The following is a 20,963-nucleotide window of genomic DNA, read 5'->3' on the forward strand; positions in this document are numbered from 1 at the left end:
CTCCAGGGGAACGCAAGGGGTCGATCCCGGCACGTGGCCCTATTCTGAGGAGGCATGAAGGGGGCTCGGGGCGGGAGTGCGTTCGGTGGAACACCTGAATCCGAGGGGTCGTTCGGTCCGCTCGTCGTCGCCGGACAGCCGATGTACCTGAGGGCCGCGCAGGTCGAGCTTCCCGCGGAGAACCCCGACCCGACCGTGCTGCCCACCATCACACTGCTGGGCCGCGGCTGGGGCCCCGGCGGCGACCCCGGTGAACTCCCGCTGCCGCCCGGGCAGTTGCTCGCCGGCCAGTACCGGCTGATCCGGCCGCTCGGGTACGGCGGGATGGGCGAGGTGTACCTCGCGCTCGACACCAAGGTCGACAACCGCGAGGTCGCCATCAAGATGCTGCACCCCGACCAGGCGGCGGCCGCGGCGGGTGCGCTGGCCCGGGAGCGGCGGGCCCTCGTCGACCTCGGCCACGACGACATCATCCGCGTCTTCAACTACGGGCATCACCCGGAGGTGGGCGACTTCCTCGTCCTCCAGTACGTGGACGGGCTCACGCTGGAGGAGGTGCGGGCGCGGGCGCGGCTCAACCCCGCGGAGTTCGGCGACCAGCGCTTCCACGAGTTCGTGCTCGCCTACGGCGTGCGGATCCTGTCCGCCCTCGCGTATCTGCACGCCGACCGGCCCGGCAAGGTCTACGGCGACCTCAAGCCGGACAACGTCATGCACGACGGCACCACGACGAAGATCATCGACGTGGGCAGCGTACGGCCGGCCGGGGCACCCGGGATGACCACGCCCGGCTTCAGCGCCCCGACCGTGGGCCCGAACGGCGAGTCCAGGCAGCAGGACGACCTCTTCAGCCTGGGCGAAACCCTGCGCCGCCTGAGCGGATTGGGCACGTCGGCGGAGGACCTGGCTCGGTTGGGGGACCTCGGGGTGTTGGGGGAGGGAGCGGGGGAGAGCGCTGGGAGACCGGCGGGGGAAGCGGGTGGTGAGGGGGTGGGCGGGTCGACGGGGGCCGGACCCGGAAGGGCGGCCGGAGTGAACGGGGCGGGGAGCGCGCGGGAGGGTGTCGGCCGGCCTGCCGGGGCGGGCGCCGCGGGGACGACCGGGGTGGGCGCCGGGAAGGCCGCGGAGGGCGATCCCGGCACTGCGGCGAACGGCGAGGTGGCACGGGCCGCCGGGGGTGCCCTGTCCGCCGCCGAACAGGCGCGGGTCGTCCGGACGGCCCTGGCCGCGGGTGGGACGCCGCCCGGCCGGAGGGCGCGGACCGGTGAGGAGCCGGGTGGCGGCGAGGGCGTGCGGGGTGCCGTCCCGGGACCGGGCGCCGAGGGGCTGCTGGACGTCGGCGGGGCATCGGGTGCGCCCCCGGCGCAGGGTGTTCCCGAGGCGCCGGGGAGGGATCAGGAACCCGGCGACGGACGAGTCCCGCGGTCCGGACCCGCCCGGGGCGACGCGGCGGAACCCGGACCGCCGCCGGGGGCGCCCGCCGAAGAGCCCTGGCGGCCCACCGACGCCACCGCCCCCGTCCCTCGTGGCCTCGGGCTCCTCTCGCTCGCCCGTGTGCTGCACCGGGCCACGTCGAGCCGACCCGCCGGACGGTTCGCCGACGCCCGGGAGATGGAGCAGCAACTGCGGGGCGTGTTCAGGGAGTTGCGGTCACTGAGAACCGGTGCCGAGACCTTCGAGCCGTCGCCGCTCTTCCTCCAGTCGGCCTACGCCCTCGACGGCGCCCTCGGCTCCGCGCCACCCCTCGTGCACTGGACCGCCCCCGACGCGCCCTCCCCGTTCGCCCCGCCCTCGCCCGTCGAGGTCGCCCAGCGCCTGCCCGTGCCGCGCCCCGACCCCCACGACGAGCACCACGCCGAACTGAGCAGGCTCGCCGACGCCGCCCCGGAGGCCCTGCTCCAGCACATCGGTGACTGGCGGGCCTCCACGGAGGTCCACCTCCTGCGCTGCCGGCTGCGGTTGCGCAACCCGGCCGACGGACCGGATGCCGCCGAACGCGAACTCCGGGCGGCCGAGGCCCGGATCGGCCCCCGCCGCGCCCCGTACGACTGGCGGCTTGACTGGCACCACGGCCTCCTCGCCCTCGCCCGCGACGAAGTCGCAGCGGCCCGGCGGCACTTCGACCGGGTGTACGCGGCGATCCCCGGCGAGTACGCGCCCAAGCTGGCCCTCGGACACTGCGCGGAACGCCTCGGACGCCGGCACGAGGCCCTGACCTTCTACGAGGCGGTCCGGCTGCGCAACCCGTCCCTGGGCAGCGCGGCCTTCGGCGCCGCACGGTCCCGGCTCGCGCTGGACGGCGAGAGGGCGCGCGAGGAGGCCGTACGCGAACTGGACGCCGTACCGCAGCACTCGCGGCACCGGACCGCCGCGCGTACCGCGGCCGTGCGGATCGGCATCGAGTACGTGCGCAGGGCCGGACGGGACGACGAGGTGCCGCAGCGGCTCCACGAGGTGGTCGGGCGCCTCGCCCTGCTCTTCCACGCGCACGGCCTGACCGACGAGGAGGCCAGGGTGCGGATGACCGTCGAGGTCTGGGAGGCCGTACAGGGCGCCCTCGCCCGCGGCGCCCTCGACGCGGCGGGCCTCGCGGCCCTGTCCGCCGGCGCGGACCCCCGGCTCGGCCTCCCGCCCGACGAACACGGCCTGCGGGAGACCCTGTCCCGCCGCTATGTCACCCTCGCCCACCAGGCCGCCCGCTCCGCCGCCCCCGAGGACGCGGCCGTGGCCGAGATCCTCCTGGACCGCGCCTACGAGGTCCGCCCGCTCGCCTTCCGACACCACAGGGACAGCCCATGGCTCGGCAAGAGAGTCGCCGACTGGCTCCGGACGGCCGCTTACGGACCGTCGCACAAGGCACCCTCCGCCTCACGCGGGCAGTCGCCGCCGTAACCGCCGAACTCGGCCGCCGCGTCCACCGCTACGCCTGGCCCTCCGAGCACGGCCGGCCCAACCGCGCCTACCTGCGGGACCGGCTCGTCGCGCTGCCGCTGCTCGCCGTGCTGGCCTTCGGCGCGCTCGGCTGGGCCTACGCGGACGTGCGCGGCGACTCGGCGTACATCCGGGAACGCGCGGCGCCCGCGCTGGTCGACCTCGCTGACGCCCGGGCCTCGCTGCTCATCGCGCACGGCGAGGCCGAACGGAACCTCGCCGAGGGACGGGCGGCCGAGCTCAGCGGGCTCAGCGAGCGGTACCGGACCCGGATCGCCCGCGCCACGCAGAGCCTGAACCAGGTCACCCGCAGCGGAGCCCTCACCGTGGCCGAGGAACAGGAACTGCGGGTCGTGTCCGCGCTGGTCGTCGACTACACCGGCTGGATCGGCCGGGCCCAGGGCCACGCCACCGACCTGGTCCTGCGCGACGCCGAACTCACCTACGCGCGCAGCATGCTCTGCTCGCGGGCCGCCGCGGCGACCGACAGCGATCCCTACCCGGCCTGTCCGGCCGCGACCGGCTCCGCCGCCACCTCGATCGTCGACCGGGTGACCGGCCTGGAGGGGCGGCTGCGCGCACGCCTCGCCGACCGGGCCGCCTGGGGCGCGGACACCATCGCCGCGACCGTGACCGGCACGCTCGCCCTCGCCCTGCTCGGCACCGGGCTGTGGCGGACGGTGTCCTTCCTGCGCCGCCGCTTCCGGATCCGGCTGAGCATCCCCCTCACGGCCGCCGCGCTGCCGCTGCTCGCCGTGCCGTTCCTGGCGGTCGACGCCCTGCTCGCCCTGCACGCCCAGCACGAGACGGTCCCCGTCGCGGACGCGCTGGCCGAGCGGACCTCGCCCGCGACGGAGACGGTCGCCGAGGAGCGGCCCTTCGCCGGACCGGAACCGCAGGCCATCGAGACGCTCCGGGCCCGGATCGACGAGGGCCTGGCGGACGGACGGCTCGCCTTCCTCGACGGCATCGCCCCGTTCGTGTTCCCCACGGGCCTGGTCGGCGCGGCCGTGATCGCCGGCACGCTGCACGCCTACCGCCGTGAGTACCTCGTCGTCGCCCGGCCGGGAGCCGTCGCATGAGCCGTGTCCTGCGCGTCCTGCTCGTGGCGTGTCTGCTCGCCCTGGTCCCCGGCTGCGGGTCGGACAGCCGCGACCCGCTGGTCGTCCTCGGCCCCTGGACCGGGGAGGAGGGCAAGGCCTTCGAAGCCGTCCTCGACAAACTGGACGACGGGACCGGACGGACGTACACCTACGAGGGCACCCGCTCGTTGCGCGAGACGCTCGTCTCACAGCTGGAGGCCGACGACCCGCCCGACGTGGCGGTCCTCAACAGCATCGGCGAACTCACCGAGTACGCCCGCCGCGACAAGCTCAGGCCGCTCGACACGGAGACCGCCCAGCGCGCCTTCCCGCCCTGGGTGCCGGTGCTGATCGTGGACAACAAGGCACGCCCGTACTGGGTGCCGCTGAAGGCCGACCTCAAGAGCCTGGTGTGGAGCAAACGGGACGCGCCCGACGACCGGCCCGCCTGGTGCGTGGGGCTCGCCTCCCAGGCCACCTCCGGCTGGCCCGGCACCGACTGGATCGAGGACCTCGTGCTCCACCAGGCGGGCCCCACCCTCTACGACGAGTGGGCCAGGGGCCGCCTCGACTGGCGCGACCCGGCCGTCGAACGCGCCTGGACGACCTGGGCGCACCTGCTCGGCAAGCGTTCCCCGGAGTCGGTGGAAAGCTCCCTGACGACCTCGTTCGAGGGCGTGCCGGGGGCCGACGGGCAGCCGCGCGGCCTGCTCGACTCACCCGGGTTCGCCTGCTCGCACGAGCACCAGAGCGCCTTCATCCGCTACGTCTACGCGGGCGACGACGTGAAGGTGGAGCCGTCGGCCCGTTATCTGGACGGGCCGTCCGCGTACCGGGACGCCTTCGAGGTGGCGGGGGACATGGCCGCCGTCTTCAGCGACGACCCGGACGCCCAGCAGCTCGTGGAGCGACTGTCCAGCCCGGCCGGGCGGGAGCTGTGGTGGGCGGAGGCGGAGCCCGCGGTACGGCCGCTGTTCCCGGCCACGGCCGGGCTGTCGCCGCCGGACTCCGCGACGCCGGTCGAGCGGAGGATCGACTCCCTGCTCTCCGGCGCCCGCGTCCTCTGCTTCGACGCCTCCGACGTGATGCCGCCCGAACTCCGCGACGCCTTCCACCGAGCGGTCCTGGAGTTCTTCCGCGACCCGACGCAGCGACAACTCACCTCGCTCCTCGCGCAGTTGGAGACAGTACGGGTCCAGGCGAACAGGGACTCCGGCACCGACCCCACGTTCCGGCCACCGCAGCACATCTGCGAGTGAGCGGTCCGGGCAGGGCACGTCCACGTCGTGGCGCGGTGTGTGGGCGAGGGCCGGCCTGACATGGTGGTGTCATGTGCTGGAGTGCGACAGCGGATCTCGTGGCGGGCGCGGCCGTCGCGTCCGTCGGTGCGGCCTGTGTGATCCGGACCCGCCGCCCCGAGGAACTGCCCCTGGCCGCGCTGCCCCTGCTGCTCGGCGCCCACCAACTCGTCGAGGCACGGATCTGGCACCAGGGAGGCGGAACCGGCGCGGCCACCGTCGCCTGGGCCGTCATCGCCCTGCCCGTGCTCGCCGTGTGGGTGCCGGTGGGCGTGTGGTGCGCCGCCGGTCGCCGGGCCGTACGCCGCCGGGTGGCGGGGCTGGTGGCGGTGGGCGCGCTGACCTCCGCCCTCCTCGCCCACGGCCTCGCCACCCGGCCCGTCCGGGCCGAGATCCGCGGCCACACGATGGCCTATGTCATCGGGCTGCCCAGGCCGGAACTGCTCGTGGCGGGCTACCTGGTCGCCACGGTCGGCGCGCTGCTGCTCTCCGGCGACCGTTGGCTGACCGTGCTCGGCGTCCTGGCCGGGACCGGCGCCCTGGTGTGCTGGCTGCTGTGGCGGCTGGAGTTCGTGTCGACCTGGTGTGCGCTGGCGGCGGTCTGCTCGGTGGTCCTGTACGGCTGGGTGAGCAGGCGTCCGGTTCCCGCGGGCCTTTCCGGCGGACACCCGCCGTCCGTGGACGTACGTTGACATCGCCGCGCCGGAAGCCGCCGAGTACAGCGTCTGAAGCCGCCGAGTGCCGTGCCGGAGGCGGTCAAGCGCCGTTCCGAAGGCCGCCGGTCGGGACGGTGGCGCGTCAGCGGGGCCGGTACCCCTTCGGCAGGGGCATGCCGCGTTCGGCCATGATCCGCCGTACCCGGTTCGGGTAGTCGGTGATGACGCCGTCGACGCCCATGTCCATGAGCGCCTCCACGGTGGCCGGGTCGTCGCAGGTCCACGGGATGACCTTCAGGCCCCGGGCGTGGGCCGCCTCGACCATCGTGCGGTCGGCGTAGAAGCGGAAGCCGGGGTCGCCGACCTTGCCGCTCTGCGGGAAGCCGTAGTTGGGGGAGAGGGCCTGGACACCGGGGATCGTGGCGGCCGCCCGGACGAAGTCGCCGCCGTAGTCGTCGGCGTCGATGCCGCCGAGCCACGGGGACGCGCCCGGCTTGCCGACCTGGAGGAAGTCGTAGTTGGTGAGGGCGACGAGCGGCCACTTCGGCGCCAGCCGGTGCATCTCCCTGAGCGCGCCCCAGTCGAAGGACTGGATGGTGACCTGGTCCTCGATGCCGGAGCGGTGGATCTCGTCGTGGACGCGCCGCACGAACAGCTCACGTGGCGCGGTCTGTTCGGGCGCCCCGGCCTCGACCTTCGTCTCGATGTTGAGCCTGACCCGCTTGGCGCGGTAGCTCTTCACCAGGTTCAGCACGTCCTTCAGCTCGACGATCCGGAAGCCCTTGACCACTTCCTGCTCGGGGAAGCCCGGCAGTTGCTGGTAACCGCAGTCCATCGTCCTGATCTGAGCCAGCGTCAGGTCCTTGATGTACTTGCCGACGTACGGGTACATCGGGTCCCCTGCCGTCACCGGCCCGGTGTCGCGGCACTTGACCGCGCTGATCTGCCGGTCGTGGTTGACGACGACCTTCAGGTCCCTGGTGACATGGGTGTCCAGCTCCAGCGTGGACACCCCGAGGCGCATCGCCTTCCCGAAGCCCTCCAGGGACTCCTCGGTGGTCATGCCGATACCGCCGCGGTGCGCCTGGAGGTCGAAGTGCGGCTTCCCTCTCGGGGGTTGGTGGCCGTCGTACGCCGTCACGGGCGGGGCGGCGGACAGGGCGAGCACCAGCGCCAGGCCGGCGAGGACATGTCTTGCGGACATCGGCACCTCACTCGAGTGGGTCGGGACGCCCACAGACGCTAGCGGGGCCGCGGACCGGTTCAACCCCCCCCCCGGACGTGATCCCCCCGTGAATGTCCGGGGAACGCCGTTCCTCCGCCGTCAGGGGGTGGGGATGCCCGCGGGACGGGCCGGGCGGCCGAGGCGGACCGGGACGCCGGGGGAGTACAGGACGCTGACCGGGGCGTCGGCGGGGGCGGGCAGGCCGGCCGCGGTGACCAGGTTTTGCTCGCAGGTGAGGAGGTCGGCGCGGTACAGGGGCCAGCGCGGATGGTCGTTGGGCAGGTAGGCCAGGGGCTCGGGGCCGCCGAAGAAGGCGTTGTGCATGCCCCAGCGGGCGGTCAGGAAGTGCTCGAGCGCGGTCGGCTCCCCGATGCGTTCACCGATGCGGACCGTGATGAGGCTGCGGGCGCCCCGCGGCCCGGGCCAGCGGCGGGAGCTGCGGTAGGTGACGGTGTCACCCGCCGTGCGGACACTCATCCGGGACCAGAGGTACGGCAGCCGGAAGCCGACGCGTCCCATCACCACCGGGATCAGCCGGGAGGCGTCCATCGAGCGGAACACCACCCCGCGCCGCCCGTGCCCGTCCACCGAGTACAGGCGCACGTTGGTCTCCGGGAAGGTCCCGAGATACGGCACCCCCGGCAGCCCCAGCCAGCCGACCCGGTGCATCCGGAACGCGACCAGCCCGACGTAGGTGAGCCCGTCGTGGGTGTCGGGGACCGTGCCGCGCGGCAACAGCCCCGCCACGACCGCCGGTTCGACGGCCCAGTGGACGAAGGCGAGGTCGAGCCACTGCTGGGTGAGCAGCGGGACCCGTATGAGGGAGGGGGCGTCCGGGGTGACGGGAGAGAGGTTCGGCACGGGGTCCAGGGTGGCAGAGACCGGCCGTGTCCGGCGCGGTGGCGGGCGGGGACGAACGACGGCGTCCGGCGCGGTGGTGGGCGGGGACGAACGACGGCGTCCGACCGGGCCACGCGGCCCGGTCGGACGCCGTCCTGTCCGGCGGTGTCAGTTGCGGCGGCCCGCCGCGTCCTGCACCGCGGTCTCCCGGTCACCGCCGGAGACCGGAGCGGGGGAGGCGGGCGTCTCCTTCGCCCGGTCCGCGTGCCCCGGCCACCAGGCCGCGTGACCGATCAGGGCGGTGAGGCTGGGGGTGAAGAACATCGCCATGACGAAGGCGGCGACGGCGATGCCGAAGGAGACCGCGAAGCCCATCTCCGTCAGCAGGGCGTTGCCGGCCAGCATCATCGTGGCGAAGGTCGCCGCCAGGATGAAGCCCGCCGCGGCCACCGTGGGACCGGCGTGCCGCAGCGCCATACCGGCCGCCTCACGGGGTTCGCGGCCCTCACGCGCCTCCTCCCGCAGCCGGGCGATCATGAGGATGTTGTAGTCCGTGCCGATGGCGACCACGAACAGGTACATGATCACCGGCAGCATGAACATCAGGCCCGAGTGTCCCTGTCCGTCCTGGAAGATCCAGACCGTGGCACCGAGCGTGGCGCCGAAGCCGAGACCCACCGACGCCATCAGGTACAGGGGGGCCACCACACTGCGCAGCAGCAGACCCAGGATGAGCATGATGAGCGCGGCGGCGACGGGGAAGACCGTCCGGTAGTCGTGGTTGACCGCCGTGTCGATGTCCTTGAAGATCGAGGACATTCCGCCGACCAGGGCCTCGGTGCCGGCCGGGGCGTCGGAGTGCGCGACCTCGCGGACCCGGCCCACCGTCTCGATGGCCTTGTCCGTGGACGCCTCGTACTTGAGGGTGACGGTGAAGTCGACGGTGGTGCCGTCCTTGCTCACCTGCGACTGCCGAGCGTTCGCGACGCCGTCCACGGCCCCGAGCTTCTTCACGTACGCGCCGAAGGCGGCCTTGTCGAGCGGCTTGCCGTCGGTGCTGGACAGGTAGACGTCGGTCGGCGCGGCGGCACCCGCCGAGTACGCCTTCTGCATCTCGTCCTGGACGACCATCGACTCCTTGGTCTTGGGCATGGAGCCGGACGCCAGGTCGAACGTGGCGTTGTAGCCGAACGTCCCGAGCGAGAGCACCAGCAGGACGATCCCGGAGAGCGCGGCGGTGAGCGCCGGACGGTTGCGCACCCCACGGCCCAGGGCGGCGAACCGGGCGTTCTCCGGCTCGCGCTGCCAGGACTTCGACGGCCAGAAGACCTTCGGGCCGATGAGGGAGACGACGGCCGGGATCAGCGTCAGACCCGCGATCAGGGTGACGGTGACCGCGATCGCGAGCGCCGGGCCCATCTGCTTGAGGAAGCCCAGCGTCGACAGGACCAGCGCGAGGAACGCGATGATGACCGCTCCGGCGGCGGAGGCGATGGCCTCGCCGACCCGGTCGACCGCGTTGATCATGGCCTGCTTCGGTTCGTCGCCGAGGCGCAGGCGTTCGCGGTAGCGGAACATCAGGAACAGGAAGTAGTCCGTGCCCACGCCGAAGAGCACGACGATCAGGATCGACGAGATCGAGCTGTTGGCCTGGAGGTCGAACAGCTTGGTGGCGTACGCGATCAGCCCGTTGGCGATCGCCGACACCAGGCCGATCGTGATCAGCGGCAGGACGGCCAGGATCGGCGCCCGGAAGATGATCAGCAGGGTCACCAGGATGATGACGAAGGTGCCGATGCCGATCAGGGCCTCGCCGCGCTTGGACGAGTCCTGCTGGTCGAGGGCCTGGGCGGCGGAACCGCCGAGTTTGACCTCGAGGTCCGTGCCCTTGGCGAGCTGCTTGACGTCGTCACGCAGCACCTTGGCCGCGTCGGCCTGTTCGGGCTGGCCGGCCTTCTTGCTGTCCATCTGGACCAGGGTGAGGGCGTACCTGCCGTCCGAGGACGGCTGGCCGGGGACGACCTTCTGCACCTGGTCGATCTTCTTCTTGCCCAGCTCGGAGGTGATCCGGGCGACGTCCTTCTGGTCGGCGGCGGTCAGCTTGCCGCCGTCGGTGCGCTGGTACAGCGCGATCGCGGAGGGGGTGAAGGCGCTGGGGAACGCCTTCTCCTGGACCTCGGCCGCTTTGATGGACTCGTAACTCTTGGGGAGAAAACTGCTCTCGTCGCTGTTCGAGGGCAGGCTCGGAGCAGTGGCCACGATCGCGACAGCGGCGATCAGCCACGCAACGATCGTCCAGACGGGATGTCGGACGACTACGTTGCCAATACGTCGGAACATGCGGAAGGTCCTCCTGGGAAGGAAGATCACCGCAGCCCGGGGAGCGGACCCTGGCATCGGCGACCCCCGGCGGTCCCTCTGGGTTCCCCCCGTCGGACGGCCGGAATGGTTGTCTTGAGCTCTCATCCTAGAGATCACCGATCAAGATCGCTCAACCGGGAGTCGGTCCGCCCGGACGGACCGCCGACCCGTCCGCGGGCGGCCCCGGTCCGCGGGAGCCCGGCCGGGAACGGGCCGGCGGGGTGAGAGCCGCCTCGGCGCCGGGCGACTCGCTGTGCTTTGGCTCACCCGGTGCCCCATTTATTTACTAGGACGTCCTACTATTTTCTCAGCCCGCGTTCTTCGACGTGTCCTGGGAAGGCTCCGCCATGAGCGATCTGCATCGCCCCGTCCACCCCGTCCGCCTGGTCACCGCCTCGGCACTGTTCGACGGGCACGACGCCTCGATCAACATCATGCGGCGGATCTTCCAGTCGCAGGGCGCCGAGGTCATCCACCTCGGCCACAACCGGTCCGTGCGGGAGGTCGTGGACGCGGCTCTCGAGGAGGACGCGCACGGCGTGGCGGTCTCGTCCTACCAGGGCGGACACGTGGAGTACTTCGAGTACCTGGTCGCCTCGCTCCGCAAGCAGGGCGCGGAGCACATCCGGGTGGTGGGCGGCGGGGGCGGAGTCATCGTGCCCGACGAGATCGCCCGGCTCCGGGAGAGCGGGGTGACCATCTTCTCGCCCGAGGACGGTCAGCGACTGGGTCTCGCCGGGATGGTGAACACGGTCGTCAAGGACTGCGACTTCGACCTCTGGGACGGCAGGCCGGCCGACCTCACCGCGGTCCTGGCCGGTGACCGGTTCGCGATCGCCCGCGCCCTCACCGGGGCCGAACTCGGCAAGCTGCCCCCGGAGTTCCTCGCGGAGCTGCGGACCACGGCGGCCGCGCGGCAGGTGCCGGTGCTCGGCATCACCGGCACCGGCGGCTCCGGGAAGTCGTCGCTGACCGACGAACTGGTGCGCCGGTTCCGGGTCGACCAGCGGGACGCCCTGCGCATCGCCGTGATCGCCGTCGACCCGACCCGCAGGCGGGGCGGCGGAGCGCTGCTCGGCGACCGGATCAGGATGAACTCCCTCGACGGCGACCGGGTGTTCTTCCGCAGCCTCGCCACCCGCGGCAGCCGTGAGCTGCCCGAGCACCTGTCCGATGTGATCGACGTCGTGAAGGCCGCCGGCTTCGACCTGGTGATCGTGGAGACGCCGGGCATCGGCCAGGGCGACGCGGCGATCGTGCCGTTCGTCGACGCCTCCCTGTACGTGATGACGCCCGAGTTCGGCGCTGCCTCGCAGCTCGAGAAGATCGACATGCTCGACTTCGCCGACGTCGTGGCGATCAACAAGTTCGAGCGGCGCGGCGCCAAGGACGCCCTGCGGGACGTGGGCCGCCAACTGGTCCGCAACCGGGAGGCGTTCGGCAAGCGGCCCGAGGACATGCCGGTCTACGGCACCTCCGCGGCCACCTTCAACGACGACGGGGTGACCGCGCTCCACCAGCACCTGACGGCCGTGCTCGCCGAGAAGGGGCTGCCGCTGTCCGAGGGCGCGCTGCCGCGGGTCGACGTACGCCACTCCTCCGGGATCCGGCAGGTGGTTCCGCCCGGCCGGGTGCGCTACCTCGCGGAGATCACCGAGACCGTCCGCGGCTACCACGCCGACACCCAGCGGCTGGCCGAGGCGGCCCGGCGGGTGCAGCGGCTGGAACTGGTCGGTGCCGAGCTCGCCGACGCCGGCTCCGACCCGGCGAACGTGCACGCGCTGCTGGAGGACGCCCGCACCCGCCTCCCGCACGACCTCGTGCGGCAGATCGAGAACTGGCCCTCGGTCATCGCCTCCTACTCCGGCGACGAGCAGGTCGTGAAGGTCCGTGACCGTGAGATCCGCACCAAGCTGACCCGCGAGTCCCTGTCCGGCAACAAGATCCCCCGCGTGGCCCTGCCCCGCTTCACCGACCACGGCGAACTGGTCCGGTTCTGGCGGAACGAGAACCTGCCCGGCCACTTCCCCTTCACCGCCGGCGTCTTCCCCTTCAAGCGCGACGGCGAGGACCCGGCCCGCATGTTCGCCGGCGAGGGCGACCCCTTCCGCACCAACCGGCGCTTCAAGCTCCTCTCGGAGGGCCAGCCGGCGACCCGCCTGTCCACCGCGTTCGACTCCGTGACCCTCTACGGCCGCGACCCCGACGAGCGCCCCGACATCTACGGCAAGGTCGGCACCTCCGGCGTCTCGGTCGCCACCCTGGAGGACATGAAGGCGCTCTACGACGGCTTCGACCTCGTGGCGCCCACGACCTCCGTCTCCATGACGATCAACGGACCGGCGCCGGCCGTCCTGGCGTTCTTCCTCAACACCGCGATCGACCAGCAGATCGAGCGGTTCCGCGCCGAGGAGGGGCGTGACCCGTCTGCGGAGGAGGCGGCCGAACTGCGCGCGCACGCGCTGGCCAACGTGCGCGGCACCGTGCAGGCCGACATCCTCAAGGAGGACCAGGGCCAGAACACCTGCCTGTTCTCCACCGAGTTCAGCCTGCGGATGATGGCCGACATCCAGGAGTGGTTCATCGCGCACCAGGTCCGCAACTTCTACTCGGTGTCCATCTCCGGCTATCACATCGCCGAAGCCGGCGCGAACCCCATCAGCCAGCTCGCCTTCACCCTGGCCAACGGCTTCACCTACGTCGAGGCCTACCTCGCCCGCGGCATGAACGTCGACGACTTCGCGCCCAACCTGTCGTTCTTCTTCTCCAACGGCATGGACCCCGAGTACTCGGTCCTGGGCCGGGTCGCCCGCCGCATCTGGGCCGTCGCGATGAAGGAGAAGTACGGCGCCGGGGAGCGCAGCCAGAAGCTGAAGTACCACGTCCAGACCTCCGGACGCTCCCTGCACGCGCAGGAGATGGACTTCAACGACATCCGCACCACGCTCCAGGCGCTCATCGCCATCTACGACAACTGCAACAGCCTGCACACCAACGCCTACGACGAGGCCGTCACCACGCCCACCGAGGAGTCCGTGCGCCGGGCCCTGGCCATCCAGCTGATCATCAACAGGGAGTGGGGCCTGGCGATGAACGAGAACCCGCTCCAGGGGTCGTTCGTCATCGACGAACTCACCGACCTGGTCGAGGAAGCCGTGCTCCAGGAGTTCGAGCGGATCAGCGAACGCGGCGGTGTGCTCGGCGCGATGGAGACCGGCTACCAGCGCGGCCGCATCCAGGACGAGTCGATGCTCTACGAGCAGCGCAAGCACGACGGCACGCTGCCCCTGATCGGCGTCAACACCTTCCGCAACCCGCACGCCGACACCGCCGAGCCCGGTGTCGTCGAACTCGCCCGCGCCACCGAGGAGGAGAAGCAGTCCCAGCTGGAGCGCGTGCGGGACTTCCACGCCCGTCACCACGAGGAGGCCCGGATCGCCCTGGACGCCCTCAAGGAGGCGGCGGTGCGCGGCGAGAACGTGTTCGCGGTGCTCATGGACGCCACCCGGGTCTGCTCCCTCCAGCAGATCACCGAGGCCTTCTTCGAGGTCGGCGGCCAGTACCGCCGCAACGTCTGAGACCTGCGGGGGAGGGGCTTCCCGGCAGCACCCGGCCCATCGGAGCCGCGGCCCCTCCCGGATGACGGAGACCTCGGCCGCGGCCGAGGTCTCTTCTCGGCGCAACTGGTCCTCCGCCCGGCGTCTGATCGCGCTCGGCACTCCCAGGTGCTCCCCGTCGACGTCGTCGCGGAGGCCACCGGGCGTATCGACCAGCTCACGTCGTCGACCGGGAAGACCTGCCGGTCGCGCACGGCCGTACGCCGGGCGCCTCCTCCCCGCCCCCGTCCGGTGCCCGATGGTGCCGGAGCCGCGGGCAGAACAGGAGCAGCGCGAGTGCCGCCAGGACGGTCAGGGCGCCGCCGCCCGTCACGGTCCACGTGACCCCGAAGGCGGCGCCGGCCGTGCCGTGCAGGAGGTCACCCAGCCGCGGTCCTCCGACGGCCACCACCGTGTCGATCCCCTGGAGCCGGCCGCGCATCCCGTCGGGCACGGCCGTCTGCAACACCGTCTTGCGGAAGACGCCCAGCGCGAGGAGCGCACCTCCGGCCGCCAGCAGCCACGCCACCGCGGCGGGCAGCGAGCCGGCCGAGCCGAACCCCGCCACCGCCAGGCCCCACCCCCCGGCCGACACCGCCACCGCCGCACCGAGACGCCGGACGCGGGTGAAGACCCCGGAGAACAGCCCCGCCAGCACACCACCGGCCGAGACGGCCGCGTACAGCACCCCGATGTCCGACGGGTGGAAGGTCTCGGCGGCCAGCTGCGGGAAGAGCGCCGTGGGCAGACCGAGCGACAGGGCGGCGAAGTCGACGAGATAGACCGTCAGCAGCACCTGACGCCGCGTCACGAACCGTACGCCGTCCGCGATCTGCCGCGGCACCGGGTCCTGCCGCCGCTCACCGCCGCCGACCGCGGGAAGGGCGGGCAGCCGCCACACCGCCCACACCGTCGCGCAGACGGCGACGGCGTCCGCCAGGTACAGCGTCGCGCTCCCGACGACCGGCAGCAGGGCACCGGCCAGCAGCGGTCCGGCGATCCCGGCCGACAGGAGGACCACCGACTGCAACGCGTTGGCGGCGGGCAGCAGTTCGGGCCGTACCAGACGCGGGGTCACCGCCCTGCTCACCGTGGAGTGGGCGCCGAACAGGGCCTGCTGGACACCCACCAGTACGAGCAGCACCCCCACCGACCGCAGATCCGCCCACGCCTGCGCCCACAGCAGCAAGGACGTCACCCCGATGCCGGCCGTGGTCGTCAGCAGCACCCGCCGCCGGTCCCGTACGTCGGCGAGCGCCCCACCCCACAGCGCCGCCGCGGCCATCGGGGCCAGCCCCACCAGCCCCGCCAGACCCACGGAGGCCGACGATCCGGAGACCTCGTAGATCTGCAACGGCACCACGACCGCGGTGAGTTGGGCTCCCAGCGCGGACACGATCCCGGCCGTCCACAACCGCCGGAACCCGCCCACCCGCAGCGGCCCGGCATCGACCAACAGCTGCTTCCCTCGCACCATGGCCCGATGCTGCTGCCTCCCCTTGGGGCAAGGTCAACCGACGTGGGCGAGCACCTGGCCGGCCGGTTCCTCGTAGGCCCGCGGCACCAGGACCTCTGACGCGACCTCGAGGAAGAAGTGGTGCACGGCGATGTCCGCGGCCTTCAGGGCGCCGAAGATCTCGTCCAGGTGGCTCGGGTGGACCAGTGCCGTGCGGACCAGCGCCTCGAACCACCGCGGCCGCAGTTCCACACCCACGCCCGTCGGACGCGCGGCCGCCTCACCCCCGCGGCCCCGCCGTGCTGCCCCGCACCACCAGCCGCGTCGGGACGAGGTCGGTGCCGGGGCCTGCGCTCTCGCCCGCGCGGATCTGCTGGAGCACCTTCTGGACGCAGCGGTGGCCCACCTCCGCGAAGTCCTGGTGGACGGTGGTGAGCGGCGGTACGAAGTACGCGGCGTCGGGGATGTCGTCGAAACCGACCACGCTGACGTCGTGCGGCACGGACAGCCCCCGCTCGTGGAACGCGCGCAGCAGCCCGAGCGCCATCTGGTCGTTGGCGGCGAACACGGCCGTGCAGTCCGGCTGTTCGGCGAGCGCGAGTCCGGCCGCGTAACCGGACTCGGCGGACCAGTCCCCGTACCGCGCGGGCGGCACCGGCCGCCCGGCCTCCTCGAGCACCGCACGCCACGCCTGGGCCCGCCGCTGCCCCGCGAAGGACGCCTGCGGCCCGGTGACGTGCCACACGGTCCGGTGGCCCAGATCGAGCAGATGCCGTACGGCCTGCCGGGCGCCGTCCGCCTGATCGGTGTCGACCACGCTGTAGCGGTCGCCGGCGTCGGAGTCCACCACGACGACATGCACCCCGGGCGGCAGCTGCACGGTCCCGGTGTCGAGGAGGTGGACCTCCATGATGACGATGACCGCGTCGACGGCCAGCTCGCCCATGCGCGTGAAGGCGCCCAGGACGTTGTCCTGCGTCGGGACGTCGATGGGGATCAGCGTGATCGCGTACCCCTCCGCCGCCGCGTGCGTGGCGATCGCCTCCACCGTGCGGCTGTTGCCCGTGGAGGAGAGGCTGAACAGGATCACGCCGATGGTGTTGAACTGGCCGTACCGCAGGGCCCGGGCGGCACTGTTGGGCCGGTACCCCAGCTCCCGCATCGCCGCGAGGACCTGCTCGCGCGTCGAACTGATCACCCCGGGGTGGCCGTTGGAGACGCGCGAGACGGTCTGCGAGGAGACGCCCGCGCGCCTGGCGACGTCCGCCATGGACACGCGCTGCTTGCGCCGGCCTCCGGGGACACCGGAACCTCCCCGCTCCACCACTGCTGCCTCCTCCGTGCGCACACGAACGTGTTGCGTGTCGCACCGGATGGTACGTGTGCGGAACCTTGACGGTCGCGGAGGCGGATGCCACGATTCCGGCGCCGTCATGTTTACGTAAACATGCTGTCGTTCCGAAAGGGTTTGGTCGATGCGCAAGACCCCCGTCAGCACCCGTCGCGCCCCGAGGCTGCGTGCCTCCCTCGTCGCCGTCGCGCTCGCCGCGATCAGCGGTGCCACGCTCACCGGCAGCCCCGCCTCCGCCGCGCCGACCACCGACACGACCCAGTTCAGGGGGGTCAACTGGGCAGACCCGCGCGACAACTTCGCCGACGACGAGCTCCAGCTCTCGGGCCTGTCGACCTCCGACACCTACACGCAGACGTACACCAAGGCGAGCCGGATCATCTCGGCGTTCCGCGCCAACCTCGGTGCCAACACGGTCCGGCTGCCGATCAACCCGTACACCGTCGACGGCCCCTACTGGAAGTCGTACAAGGGCGTCATCGACGCCGCGACCGCCCACGGCTTCAAGGTCATCGTGTCCTACTGGGAGGGCACCGGCGACCGCAAGGACGGCTTCATCGACGACGAGGCCACCTACTGGCCGATGTGGAACACCGTCGTCAAGGCCTACAAGGGCAACTCGCGGGTCTACTTCGAGCCGATGAACGAACCCCACGGCTACACCGACACCGCGTGGGCCGACATCGCCGCGAAGTGGCTGGACACCTACAGGTCGGTGCCGCGCAACCGCGTCTTCGTCAGCGGCGCCGGCTACAACGACCACGTCACCACGGTGTGCGCCGACCCGCGCCTGAAGGGCACCTACCTGTCGCTGCACCACTACGGCTTCTGGAAGTCGTACGCCACCTACGACCAGTGGGTGGCCGACCTGAAGGTCCGCATCGGCGACTGCGCGAACCGGACCGTGGCGGACGAGTTCGGCGCGCCGATGACGACCGGCCTGAACTACGACGTGAAGACTCCGGACGACAACTACGTCAACTTCATCCAGGCCGTCACCGACACCTTCCGCGAGCTGAAGATGGGCTCCGTGTACTGGCCGGGCCTGCGCACCGACGACACCTACTCGGTGCAGAGGCTCGTCGGTCCCGCCGACCGCCCGTGGCTGGAGACCACCAACCAGTCCGGCGCCGACCGCCTCGCCTGGGCCTGGGGCCGCGGCAGGCCCGTCCAGGGCTGATCCCCCCCACAGCCCCGGCCGGCCGCGGCGCCCTTCGGTGCCGCGGCCGGCCGGTGTCCACGGCAACCCTCCGGACATGGCCGACTCGCGCCCTACCCGCGCCTCCACGAACTGCCCAGACTTCTGGACAGGGACATCGGGGGGAGGCCGCCGTGGCCAGGTGTCGACGGGGTACGGCCGCTCGCCGGAGGCGGGCGCGGAGGATCAGGTGGGGCGCGGGAGGCGGCACGGTGGCGCTGGTCCTCCTGGTGATGTTCTGGACGCGCGTGTGGCCGTACCTGACGGGCTTCCTGCTGGTCGGTGCCGCGGGGACGATCGGCTGGCGGCTGTGGCGCACGGACAGGCTGCTGCGCGGCCGGGACCGCCGTTGGCGCCAGGAGGACGCGGTGGCGGCGGGCCGGCGGACCCTCGCCGAGGTGGACGTCATGACCGGCACCGAGTTCGAGGAACTGGTCGCGGGGCTGTGCCGGCGGGACGGGTGCACCGAGGTCCGGCGGGTGGGCGGCGCGGGCGACAACGGCGCCGACGTCCTCGGGCGGCTGCCGGACGGCCGGACCATGGTCGTCCAGTGCAAGCGGTACGCGCCGAACAGGGCGGTCCCGAACCGCGAACTGCGTGATCTGCTGGGCGCCCGCGTGCACTTCCACGCCGACGTGGCCGTGTTCGTGACCACCTCCCGCTTCACCGGCCCCTCCGAGAGGTTCGCGGTGGAGCACGGCATCCTCGCCGTGCACCGCGACCTCCTCGGCCTGTGGAACAGCGGGGCCTCCCTGCTGTCGCTGGCCGGCGTCAACGGCCGCGGTCAGGGCGACGCCCGGCACCGGACCCGCTGGAAGCAGGCGTACGGCGGCTGAAGTGCGGGGAGACGCAGGTCACATCGGAACGTGTCACAAACGGCCGTGCTGTTCGGTCATAGGTGTGTAGCCATCGACAACGGCCGAAGGAGCACACCATGGAAGCCCGACTCGACGTCTTCACCAGCCCGCTGGCCGGGAAGCTGCTGAAGCACTTCGCCGCCGCGGGCAAGGTGGTCACGGACTCGGGACTGCCGATGACGACCCAGGAACTGGTGAAGATCCGGGCCAGCCAGATCAACGGCTGCGGGTTCTGCCTCGACATGCACACCAAGGAGGCCGCCGCCGCGGGCGAGACCGCTCAGCGCCTCCACATGGTCGCCGCGTGGCGTGAGGCCAAGGTCTTCACCGAGGCCGAGCGGGCCGCGCTGGAGCTGGCGGAGCAGGGCACCCGCCTCGCCGACGGGACCGGCGTGCCGGACGAGGTCTGGGAGAACGCGGCCAAGCACTACGACGAGGAGCAGCTCCTCGCCCTGGTCTCCCTGATCGCCGTCATCAACGCCTTCAACCGGCTCAACGTCATGACCCAGCAGCCGGCCGGCGACTACGTGGTCGGCCAGTTCGGCTGAGCCTGACGGCCGGCCGCCGGCCCGGGGGCTGCAGACCCCGGAACCGGCCCGTTCCGCGAGGAACCCGGATCACACCTCCCGGTGCTCGATCCCCAGCAGACTCGCCGCGGCCCCGAAGTCGGCGCCGTGGTGACCCACCGCCAGCGACCAGTGGTGCCCGACCCCCGTCGCGCTCCAGGCGTCGACCCATTCGCCGGGATCCCGGCCGAAGTCGACCCTGCTGGTGGTGTTGCCGATCTCCAGCAGCGGGCCCGGCACGACGGTGCCCTGCGACGTGATGAACGACAGGCTGCCGTCGGCGTCCTGGCCGAGGCCCAGCAGGGTCACGGGCCCGTGCCGGACGTCGAACTCCACGCTGACACCCCAGCCGCGCTTGCCGTGATAGACGCCGAGGCCGCGCAGCAGCGGATCACGGGCACTGAGCGCGAGGTGGGCCGGACCGTCGTGGCCCATCTCCACCACCCCGTCCTCGAAGTTCAGCGCCTGGATCTCCGTGAAGGAGCCGCCGGCGCCGACGCTCTGCGAGGCCAACTGGGCCAGACTGGTGCGCAGTTCGAACTCACCGGCCGCGGGGACGCCCCGCGCGGTCAGCAACGAGGCACCCAGGATCATGCCGGCGCCGAGCCGCTCGTGCTGCTCGCCGTCGAGCCCCCGGTGGTAGTACGCGAGGGTGTCGAGGCCGAAGTCCTCCACCAGCCGGTCGAGCGCCACCGACACCGTCGCGCCCCACGCGAAGTCCTCGTCGACCACGCTCTCGTCGACGGTGAAGATCCGCCGGGCGAGTTCCACCCGCTCCCGGGTCTCCGCCTCCGTCACCTTCTCCACCCGGTGCCGCAGATCGTCGAACTCCAGCACCTCCACGTGCGAGCCGAACGTCGCCGACAGCAGGGTCGGATCGGTCTGCACGTCCAGCATCCCGGGATACACGTGCCCCATGAGCCCGTGCCGGGCGTGCCGGAGCGCGGCCCGGACGTGCGCGGCCCGCACCCACCGCTCGATGCGCCGCCACGCCGACTCCTGCCGCAGCCACCCGGACACCGACCGGAAGGGGATCCCGGCCCGGCGGAAGACGTTGCCGACCTCCGGGACCGAGCACTGCGAGCAGTACGCCAGCCAGTCGCCGGTGCCGAAGGAGGCGTGGTCCATCCGCTCGGACGGCTGGAGGTCGACGACCAGCACGGGGGTGTTGGTGCGCTGCGCGATCGGCAGCACCATCGACGAGGTCAGATAGGTCGTCAGGAACAGCACGATCAGATCGCAGTCCACCTGCCGCAGTCGCTCGGCGGCGGCCGCGCCCTCCTGCGCGTCGGAGACGAACCCGGCGTCCGTCACCTCCGCGTCCAACTGCCCCAGCCGGTCGGCGACATAGGCCGCCGACTCCTTCAACTGCGGCAGCAGACCCGGGAACTGCGGCCAGTACGTGCCGAGTCCGCCGGAGACCAGCCCGATCCGCGGCCGGCGCCGGGTCACGGGCGGCAGCAACTCGGCCAGTGGGGCCTCCCGTTCACCGGAGTACGTCGTGGTGGCTTCGGTCGTCGCCATGGTCGGCGCTCCTTCGGGATTC

15 protein-coding genes are annotated in these 20,963 nt (G+C 72.2%); 8 read left to right on the forward strand and 7 right to left on the reverse strand.

Annotation, left to right across the window (positions count from 1 at the left end):
* The first annotated feature begins 54 nt into the window (after positions 1–54).
* From ACIQJT_RS10970 to ACIQJT_RS10985, 4 genes are all read left to right on the forward strand, one after another.
* Complete coding sequence (locus tag ACIQJT_RS10970; RefSeq protein ID WP_402642029.1) at positions 55–2,892, forward strand: tetratricopeptide repeat protein; 2,838 nt, start codon at positions 55–57, stop codon at positions 2,890–2,892.
* The gene (locus ACIQJT_RS10975) at positions 2,796–4,013 is read left to right on the forward strand and encodes a hypothetical protein (protein WP_402642032.1); all 1,218 of its coding nucleotides are present in this window, start codon (positions 2,796–2,798) and stop codon (positions 4,011–4,013) included. The genes ACIQJT_RS10970 and ACIQJT_RS10975 overlap by 97 nt, the downstream gene beginning before the upstream one ends.
* Positions 4,010–5,272, forward strand: coding sequence for an extracellular solute-binding protein (locus tag ACIQJT_RS10980; protein ID WP_402642034.1), 1,263 nt, complete (start codon positions 4,010–4,012; stop codon positions 5,270–5,272). Before ACIQJT_RS10975 ends, ACIQJT_RS10980 begins: the two co-directional genes overlap by 4 nt.
* A 71-nt stretch (positions 5,273–5,343) precedes the next feature.
* On the forward strand, positions 5,344–6,003 hold the full coding sequence (locus ACIQJT_RS10985) for a DUF6629 family protein (protein WP_402642037.1): 660 nt from the start codon (positions 5,344–5,346) through the stop codon (positions 6,001–6,003).
* 106 nt (positions 6,004–6,109) lie between these two features.
* On the opposite strand, the gene ACIQJT_RS10990 is transcribed toward ACIQJT_RS10985, so the two are convergent.
* From ACIQJT_RS10990 to ACIQJT_RS11000, 3 genes are all read right to left on the reverse strand, one after another.
* On the reverse strand, positions 6,110–7,171 hold the full coding sequence (locus tag ACIQJT_RS10990) for a glycerophosphodiester phosphodiesterase family protein (RefSeq protein ID WP_402642039.1): 1,062 nt from the start codon (positions 7,169–7,171) through the stop codon (positions 6,110–6,112).
* Positions 7,172–7,291: 120 nt separating this feature from the next.
* Positions 7,292–8,053: a YqjF family protein gene (locus ACIQJT_RS10995; RefSeq protein WP_402642043.1), complete on the reverse strand. Its 762-nt coding sequence runs from the start codon at positions 8,051–8,053 to the stop codon at positions 7,292–7,294.
* Between the two features lie 147 nt (positions 8,054–8,200).
* A complete protein-coding gene (locus tag ACIQJT_RS11000; RefSeq protein WP_402642046.1) occupies positions 8,201–10,372 on the reverse strand; it encodes an MMPL family transporter in 2,172 nt (723 codons plus the stop codon).
* A 368-nt stretch (positions 10,373–10,740) separates the two neighbouring features.
* Between ACIQJT_RS11000 and icmF the strand changes: the two genes are divergently transcribed.
* Positions 10,741–13,971, forward strand: a complete 3,231-nt coding sequence (icmF, locus tag ACIQJT_RS11005; protein WP_402642049.1) for a fused isobutyryl-CoA mutase/GTPase IcmF — start codon at positions 10,741–10,743, stop codon at positions 13,969–13,971.
* A gap of 196 nt (positions 13,972–14,167) precedes the next feature.
* Here the strand turns inward: icmF and ACIQJT_RS11010 are convergent, their stop codons facing one another.
* The 3 genes from ACIQJT_RS11010 to ACIQJT_RS11020 are packed head-to-tail and all read right to left on the reverse strand — an operon-like array spanning position 14,168 to position 16,772.
* Positions 14,168–15,466, reverse strand: coding sequence for an MFS transporter (locus tag ACIQJT_RS11010; protein WP_402642052.1), 1,299 nt, complete (start codon positions 15,464–15,466; stop codon positions 14,168–14,170).
* A 33-nt stretch (positions 15,467–15,499) separates the two neighbouring features.
* On the reverse strand, positions 15,500–15,697 hold the full coding sequence (locus tag ACIQJT_RS11015; protein WP_402642056.1) for a hypothetical protein: 198 nt from the start codon (positions 15,695–15,697) through the stop codon (positions 15,500–15,502).
* A 28-nt stretch (positions 15,698–15,725) separates the two neighbouring features.
* Positions 15,726–16,772 carry a LacI family DNA-binding transcriptional regulator gene (locus tag ACIQJT_RS11020; protein WP_365449000.1) on the reverse strand — a complete coding sequence of 349 codons (1,047 nt, stop codon included), beginning with the start codon at positions 16,770–16,772 and terminating at the stop codon, positions 15,726–15,728.
* A 148-nt stretch (positions 16,773–16,920) separates the two neighbouring features.
* Here ACIQJT_RS11020 and ACIQJT_RS11025 point away from each other — a divergent pair, with 148 nt between their 5' ends.
* From ACIQJT_RS11025 to ACIQJT_RS11035, 3 genes are all read left to right on the forward strand, one after another.
* Positions 16,921–17,976, forward strand: coding sequence for a cellulase family glycosylhydrolase (locus ACIQJT_RS11025; RefSeq protein WP_365449002.1), 1,056 nt, complete (start codon positions 16,921–16,923; stop codon positions 17,974–17,976).
* Positions 17,977–18,227: 251 nt separating this feature from the next.
* A complete protein-coding gene (locus ACIQJT_RS11030; RefSeq protein WP_402642613.1) occupies positions 18,228–18,830 on the forward strand; it encodes a restriction endonuclease in 603 nt (200 codons plus the stop codon).
* Between the two features lie 98 nt (positions 18,831–18,928).
* Entirely contained in the window at positions 18,929–19,399 is a 471-nt protein-coding gene (locus tag ACIQJT_RS11035) for a carboxymuconolactone decarboxylase family protein (RefSeq protein ID WP_402642061.1), read from the forward strand.
* A 69-nt stretch (positions 19,400–19,468) separates the two neighbouring features.
* Here the strand turns inward: ACIQJT_RS11035 and ACIQJT_RS11040 are convergent, their stop codons facing one another.
* Entirely contained in the window at positions 19,469–20,941 is a 1,473-nt protein-coding gene (locus ACIQJT_RS11040) for an arabinose isomerase (RefSeq protein WP_402642062.1), read from the reverse strand.
* Positions 20,942–20,963 lie beyond the last annotated feature (22 nt).

Source organism: Streptomyces sp. NPDC091972 (genome assembly GCF_044756385.1).
GTDB lineage: Bacteria > Actinomycetota > Actinomycetes > Streptomycetales > Streptomycetaceae > Streptomyces.

Bases quoted from the DNA above. Each gene is read 5' to 3' on its own strand.
- ACIQJT_RS10970 (WP_402642029.1), top strand. From the start codon at position 55: ATGAAGGGGGCTCGGGGCGGGAGTGCGTTCGGTGGAACACCTGAATCC.
- ACIQJT_RS10975 (WP_402642032.1), top strand. From the start codon at position 2,796: ATGGCTCGGCAAGAGAGTCGCCGACTGGCTCCGGACGGCCGCTTACGG.
- ACIQJT_RS10980 (WP_402642034.1), top strand. From the start codon at position 4,010: ATGAGCCGTGTCCTGCGCGTCCTGCTCGTGGCGTGTCTGCTCGCCCTG.
- ACIQJT_RS10985 (WP_402642037.1), top strand. From the start codon at position 5,344: ATGTGCTGGAGTGCGACAGCGGATCTCGTGGCGGGCGCGGCCGTCGCG.
- ACIQJT_RS10990 (WP_402642039.1), bottom strand. From the start codon at position 7,171: ATGTCCGCAAGACATGTCCTCGCCGGCCTGGCGCTGGTGCTCGCCCTG.
- ACIQJT_RS11000 (WP_402642046.1), bottom strand. From the start codon at position 10,372: ATGTTCCGACGTATTGGCAACGTAGTCGTCCGACATCCCGTCTGGACG.
- icmF (WP_402642049.1), top strand. From the start codon at position 10,741: ATGAGCGATCTGCATCGCCCCGTCCACCCCGTCCGCCTGGTCACCGCC.
- ACIQJT_RS11010 (WP_402642052.1), bottom strand. From the start codon at position 15,466: ATGGTGCGAGGGAAGCAGCTGTTGGTCGATGCCGGGCCGCTGCGGGTG.
- ACIQJT_RS11025 (WP_365449002.1), top strand. From the start codon at position 16,921: ATGCGCAAGACCCCCGTCAGCACCCGTCGCGCCCCGAGGCTGCGTGCC.
- ACIQJT_RS11030 (WP_402642613.1), top strand. From the start codon at position 18,228: ATGTTCTGGACGCGCGTGTGGCCGTACCTGACGGGCTTCCTGCTGGTC.
- ACIQJT_RS11035 (WP_402642061.1), top strand. From the start codon at position 18,929: ATGGAAGCCCGACTCGACGTCTTCACCAGCCCGCTGGCCGGGAAGCTG.
- ACIQJT_RS11040 (WP_402642062.1), bottom strand. From the start codon at position 20,941: ATGGCGACGACCGAAGCCACCACGACGTACTCCGGTGAACGGGAGGCC.